The organism is Dietzia cercidiphylli (assembly GCF_014145145.1).
Classification (GTDB): domain Bacteria; phylum Actinomycetota; class Actinomycetes; order Mycobacteriales; family Mycobacteriaceae; genus Dietzia; species Dietzia natronolimnaea.
In genome coordinates this window covers 1-5,557 of sequence record NZ_JAALEA010000540.1, presented here as the reverse complement: position 1 = coordinate 5,557, position 5,557 = coordinate 1, and the positions used below count along the sequence as shown (strand labels likewise).

The 5,557-nt window shown below is 71.3% G+C and carries 5 protein-coding genes; 2 read left to right on the top strand and 3 right to left on the bottom strand.

Translation table 11 applies throughout. The features are described from left to right. The first annotated feature begins 112 nt into the window (after positions 1 to 112). Positions 113 to 499 carry an ArsR/SmtB family transcription factor gene (locus tag G6028_RS17145; protein WP_182610734.1) on the top strand — a complete coding sequence of 129 codons (387 nt, stop codon included), beginning with the start codon at positions 113 to 115 and terminating at the stop codon, positions 497 to 499. A gap of 7 nt (positions 500 to 506) precedes the next feature. Then, positions 507 to 965, top strand: coding sequence for an SRPBCC family protein (locus G6028_RS17140; RefSeq protein WP_182616416.1), 459 nt, complete (start codon positions 507 to 509; stop codon positions 963 to 965). A gap of 30 nt (positions 966 to 995) precedes the next feature. Here G6028_RS17140 and G6028_RS17135 read toward each other — a convergent pair whose 3' ends face one another. The 3 genes from G6028_RS17135 to G6028_RS17125 form a co-directional block, all read right to left on the bottom strand. Beyond that, positions 996 to 2,822 (bottom strand): acyl-CoA dehydrogenase, encoded by a 1,827-nt coding sequence (locus G6028_RS17135; RefSeq protein WP_182659584.1) that lies wholly within the window; start codon positions 2,820 to 2,822, stop codon positions 996 to 998. Positions 2,823 to 2,903: 81 nt separating this feature from the next. After that, on the bottom strand, positions 2,904 to 3,788 hold the full coding sequence (locus tag G6028_RS17130; protein WP_179523673.1) for an SDR family NAD(P)-dependent oxidoreductase: 885 nt from the start codon (positions 3,786 to 3,788) through the stop codon (positions 2,904 to 2,906). Positions 3,789 to 3,805: 17 nt separating this feature from the next. Then, a partial coding sequence (locus G6028_RS17125; RefSeq protein WP_182659583.1) for a penicillin-binding transpeptidase domain-containing protein occupies positions 3,806 to 5,557 on the bottom strand: 1,752 nt, incomplete at its 5' end.

Below are 5,557 nucleotides of genomic sequence, written 5' to 3'. Positions count from 1 at the left end.
GGCCGGACCACCGGCACCCGCGCCGCGAGAGTGTTCCGGTCGGCGTGATCGTGGACGAGGGGTTGACAGAGGCGCGTCACGGTGCATACTTAAGCTATCGCCTAATTAAGGAATGAGTGAATTGAAGCAGGCCGGTGATCCGCTGTCCCGGGTGTTCCAGGCGCTCGCCGATCCCACGCGTCGCGGGATCCTCGAGCGGCTCAGCGCCGGGCCGGCCACTGTGGGCGAGTTGTCGGAACCGTTCGACATCAGTGCACCCGCCATCTCGCAACACCTCCGGGTGTTGGAGACCTCCGGTCTCATCGAGCGAAGCACGCGCGCCCAGTGGCGGGTGTGCACGCTCCGGCCGGAACCGCTGGACGCCGCCACGGCCTGGGTCGAGCGCAACCGCGCGCTGTGGCAGCAGAAGTTCGACCGACTCGACGACGTGCTCACCGACATCCGGCCCGGGCACGCCGACCCCACGGATCGAGGTCGCACGCCTCGATCGAAGGAGTGACGACATCATGTCCGTCCCGGAATTCACCATCACCCGCACATTCGACGCCCCGCGCGAGACCCTCTGGCGCGCGTGGACGGATCCGACACTGGCCGCTCGCTGGTGGCACCCGCACGAGGTCACGACCCCTGCCGAGAGCGTCTCGATCGATCTCCGCGTGGGTGGCAGCTACGCCTACCTCATGATCGACCCGGACGGCGGCGAGTGGCCGGCCACGGGCGAATACCTGGAGGTCCGCGAGCCCGACCGGCTCCGGTTCACCTGGGTCAGCCCGGACGACGAGCGCGGGGACGAGGTCCCCGTCATCACCGTCGACCTCGCCGAGGCGGGCGAGGGGCGCACCCTGATGACCTTCCACATGGCCCGGCACCCCGACGACCGCGGTTCCGAACACGGCGTCTACGACGGCTGGACCGAGGCGTTCGAGGAGTTGGACGGCGTGCTCGCATCGTCCACAGCCCGCTGAGGACCGCCTGCTCGGCGGGGGCACCGCTGGTCAGAACCAGTCGTCGCGCATGTCCAGGGTGGTGCGGTCGGCCGCGGCCAGCAGGTCGAACTTCGCGTCCACGACGGGCAGCTCGCGCCGCAGGAAGTACGCCGCGGCCTGCCGCTTCCCGGCGGCGAACCCGTCGGCGTCGTCGTCGATCCGACCTCCCAGGGCGAGGACCTGCTCGAGCCAGATCCAGGCGATCACGATGTGACCGGCGGCCTCGAGGTACTCGGTGGCGTCGGCCAGGAACGCCTCCGGGTCGGTCGCCCCGAGCCCGGCGAGTGCGGTGGTCACCTCGATCAGTCGCGTCACCCGCGGTCGGAGCAGCGCGGCGAACTCCTCGGCCGGGCCGCCTGCCGCATCCGCCCGGTCGCAGGTGGCGGCGATGCGCTCGCTCAGTGCGGCCAGTCCGGCACCACCCCCGGCGAGGACCTTGCGCCCGAGCAGATCCTGGGCCTGGATCCCGTGTGTGCCCTCGTGGATCGGGTTGAGGCGGTTGTCGCGGTAGTGCTGCTCGACGTCGTAGTCGATCGTGTACCCGGCCCCGCCCAGTACCTGTACCGCGAGTTCGTTGGCCTTGAGGCACCACTGCGACGGCCACGACTTGGCGATCGGGGTGAGGACGTTGAGAAGGGTGGAGGCGGCTGCGGCCTCCTCCGGGGACCCGGTCTTCTCGTCGTCGACGAGCCTCGCGCAGAACAGCCCCAGCGCCAGGGCACCCTCCACGTAGGACTTCTGGGCCAGCAACATCCGCCGCACGTCGGCGTGCCCGGTCAGCATGACCTGCGGCGAGGAGGGATCGGCACCGACGGTCCGCCCCTGAGGGCGGTTGCGCGCGTAGTCGAGCGACTTGAGGTACCCGGTGTACCCGAGGGCCGTGGCGCCCAGACCCACGCCGAGCCGGGCTTCGTTCATCATGGTGAACATCTTCTTGAGGCCGGTGTTCTCCTCGCCCACGAGGTATCCGACCGCGCCCGGCCGGCCGCCGGGGGTGTGCATGCCCTGGCCGAGGGTGGGCATGGTGTTGACCGTGCCGCGGAAGCCCATCTTGTGGTTGAGGCCGGTGATCACGATGTCGTTGCGCTCCCCGATCGAACCGTCCTCGTCGACCAGGTACTTCGGCACCACGAACAGGCTGATGCCGCGGGTACCGGCCGGCGAACCGGGCACCTTGGCCAGTACGAGGTGCACGATGTTCTCGGACATCGTGTGCTCGCCGCCGGAGATCCACATCTTCTGCCCGAACAGCCGGTAGGTCCCGTCGTCCTGCGGCTCGGCGCGGGTGGTGATGTCGGCGAGGTTGGAGCCGGCCTGCGGCTCGGACAGGCACATGGTGCCGGTGAACCGGCCCTCGACCATCGGCTTGACGTAGCGCTCGATCTGCTCGTCCGAACCGTGCTCGATCAACAGGTTGGCGTTGCCGGTGGTGAGCAGCGGGTACGCCGCGGTGGCGACGTTGGCCGCGTAGAACCACGCCATGCACGCCAGGTAGGCGGTGTAGGGCAGTTGCATCCCGCCCACCCGCTCGTCCATCGCGGCGCCCACCAGGTCGGCGTCGGCGAAGCGGCGCAGCGCCTCGGCGATCTCCGGGATGAGCTCGACCTCCTCGCCCACGAGCCTGGGCTCGTTGAGGTCCGCCTTGCGGTTGTGCGGGGCGAAGTACTTCTCGGCGAGCTCGGCCGACAGGTCCACCACGGCGTCGATGGTCTCGCGGGAGTGGTCCGCGTACCGCTCACGCCCACACAGCTCGGACACCCGCAGCCAGTCGTGGAGCAGGAAGTCGAGATCGGCGCGGGACATCACGGTGGAGGGGAGGGGGAGCGAGGGAGTCATGCACCGCAGGGTACTTGCCCCGGGCGCGGTGCCGACTCGGGCCGTGCCCGGCGGAACCGGGACGGGCGGCCCGCGGGACCGTCAGCTCCCGCCGGTGGCGCGGGCGAACTTCTGCCCCATCCCGAGCATGGTCCTGGCGTACGCGGCGGGCATGAACCGCTTGCCGCGGTAGGCCTTGCGGGCGTCCGGGTCGGGCAGGATCAGGAACTCCTTGGCGTCCAGACCGGTCATCACCTCGGCGGCGATCTCGTCCGCGCCGCGCTCGGAGCGGTCGATGAGCTTGCTCGCGAATCCGCTCGCGGCGGGGTCCGAGGAGTTGAGGCTCGAGGCCAGGTTGGTGCGGAAGAACGACGGGCACAGCACGGACACGTCGATCCCGAACGGCTCCAGCTCCCACCGCAGGGTCTCGGAGATCGCCACCACGGCCGCCTTGACCGCCGTGTAGGAGGCCATGGTCGGCGGGTGTACGAGCCCGGCGAGAGACGCCGTGTTGACCAGGTGCCCGTGGCCCTGCGCCTTGAGCATCGGCACGAAGGTGCGGCAGCCCCGCGCCACACCCAGCAGGTTGATGTCCGTGATGAGCCGCCAGTCCTCCTCGGTGAGGTACTCGATGCGGCCGCCCTGGGCGATGCCCGCGTTGTTGACCAGCACGTCGATGCCGCCCCAGATCTGCTCGATCTCCGCGCGCGCCGCCTGCCATTCCTCCTCGGAACGCACGTCCAGACGCAGATAGCGCGCATCCCCGGGGACCGAGGCGGGCCGGTCGTCGGTGGCCGCGAGGTCCGCGACCATCACGCGGTCGCCGCGCTCGAGGAACGCCGTGACCAACGCCAGACCGAGACCCGACGCCCCGCCGGTGACCAGCACCCGGCGGTTGGTGTCCGCGGGGGAGGGGGAGGAGACGAACGGCAACCGGGCGAGGCCGGGGACGGGGAGGTCGGACAGCGGGAGGCGGGGGAGACGCATGACGCGAAACTACCGTCTCACCCGCGCGCGAGGGGTGCGGGCTGTCCTGCGGCGCCGAGGAACCCGGCGGCCATCGACACCGCGGGCCCCGAGGAGTCGGCTCCCTCGATGAGCACCGCGAGGGCGATGTCCCCGGTGGAACCGACGAACCAGCCGTGGGCGGGACCGGTGCCGACCTCGGCCGTGCCGGTCTTGCCCCCGAGTCCGGGGATCGAATTGGCGGCCGTCGCGGTGCCCGATCGGACGGTCTGCTCCATGTACCGGCGCAGGGTGTCGACGACTCCGGGGTCGAGCGGTTCCGGTGCGTCGTTGGCGTCGCCGGTCATCCCGTCGACGACGTGCGGCAGGATCATCCGCCCGCCGTTTGCCAGCGAGGCCGTCATGACCGCCATCCCGAACGGGCTGGCCAACACCTCGCCCTGCCCGATCGCCGCTTCCACGCGGGCCGGGCCCTGCTCGGTGACGGGCACGGACCCGGTGAAGGTGTCCGCTCCGAGGCCGGGGGCGAAGAACCCGACGCCCAGGCCGAACTTCGCGGCCGTGTCCTTCATGGCCTCCGGCGTCAGCCGGTCGCTGATGACGGCCTGGCTGGTGTTGCACGACCGGGCGAAGGCGGTCTCCAGCGGCACCGGGCCGAGCTCGAAGTCGTCGTCGTTGGGGATCGTGCGCCCCGACACGGTGACCGAGGCCGGGCAGGGCACGACCTCGTCCGGGCCCACGACGCCGGCCTCGAGCGCCGCGGCCGTGGTGACGATCTTGAACGTCGACCCCGGTGGGAAGCGGCCCTGCATGGACACCGGCCCCTGCCGGTCGGCGGCGGAGTTCTGTGCCACGGCCAGGATTCCGCCCGTCGAGGGCTGGATCGCCACGATCGAGGCGCCCAGGGCGGAGGAGTCCACCGCCTGCTGGGCGGCCCGCTGCATCGAGATCTGCAGCGTGGAGACGAGGTCGTCGACCTGGCCCACCGGGGCGCTGCCGAGCTCGATCGGTTCCGCGTCGGGATTGACGATCTCCGCGGTCCAGCCGCCCTCCTCCTGCAGCGCCTCGGTCCAGGCGTCGGGCAACCCGGTGAGAGCGGGGGAGTCGAGGTCCCGGTCGGTGCGGATGAGTTGGCCCTGCTCGGGCAGGCTCACCCCCGGGACGGCGGCGAGCTGCTCGCGGATCGGGTCGATGTCGGACGGGCGGAGCGCGACGATCTGGTACGGCTGGTCCCCCGCCTCCGTCATGCCCTCGCGGATCGTCTGCCCTGTGATCGTCTGCACCACGGGGTTCACCAGCGCCGCGACAGCGTCGGCCGACTCCACCGCCCCCGGCGCCAGGGTCACCGCGGTCACCGGAGTCCACTGCAGCAGCGGTTCGCCCGTGCGGTCGAGGACCGAGGTGTCGTAGTCCAGGATCTCGGAGAAGGCCAGGGTGCCCCCCGGCTCGAGGCGGGTGTCGAGGATCGTCGGCGCCCACTCGACCTTCCAGTCCTCGCCGACCCTGGTGGTCCGCGCCTCGCCGGTGGTCGTGACGATGCGGGCGGCGCCTTCCGTGCCGGGGGTCCCGCCGGCCGGGTCGGAGCCGGCCTCGTCGCCGTCGGCCTCGTCGTTGTCGGCCTCGTCGTCTCCGGCCGTCCCCATGTCCCAGGTGATCTCGACCGTCACGGGGTCGCGGTCCGGGCGGCGGTCCCCGTCCGGGGTCCCGGCGGAGAGGGTCGGCGTGAATCCCATCGCCAGCACGTTGGCCTCGAGGGTCTCCTGCGCCGCGGCCGGATCGGTGGTGAGCGC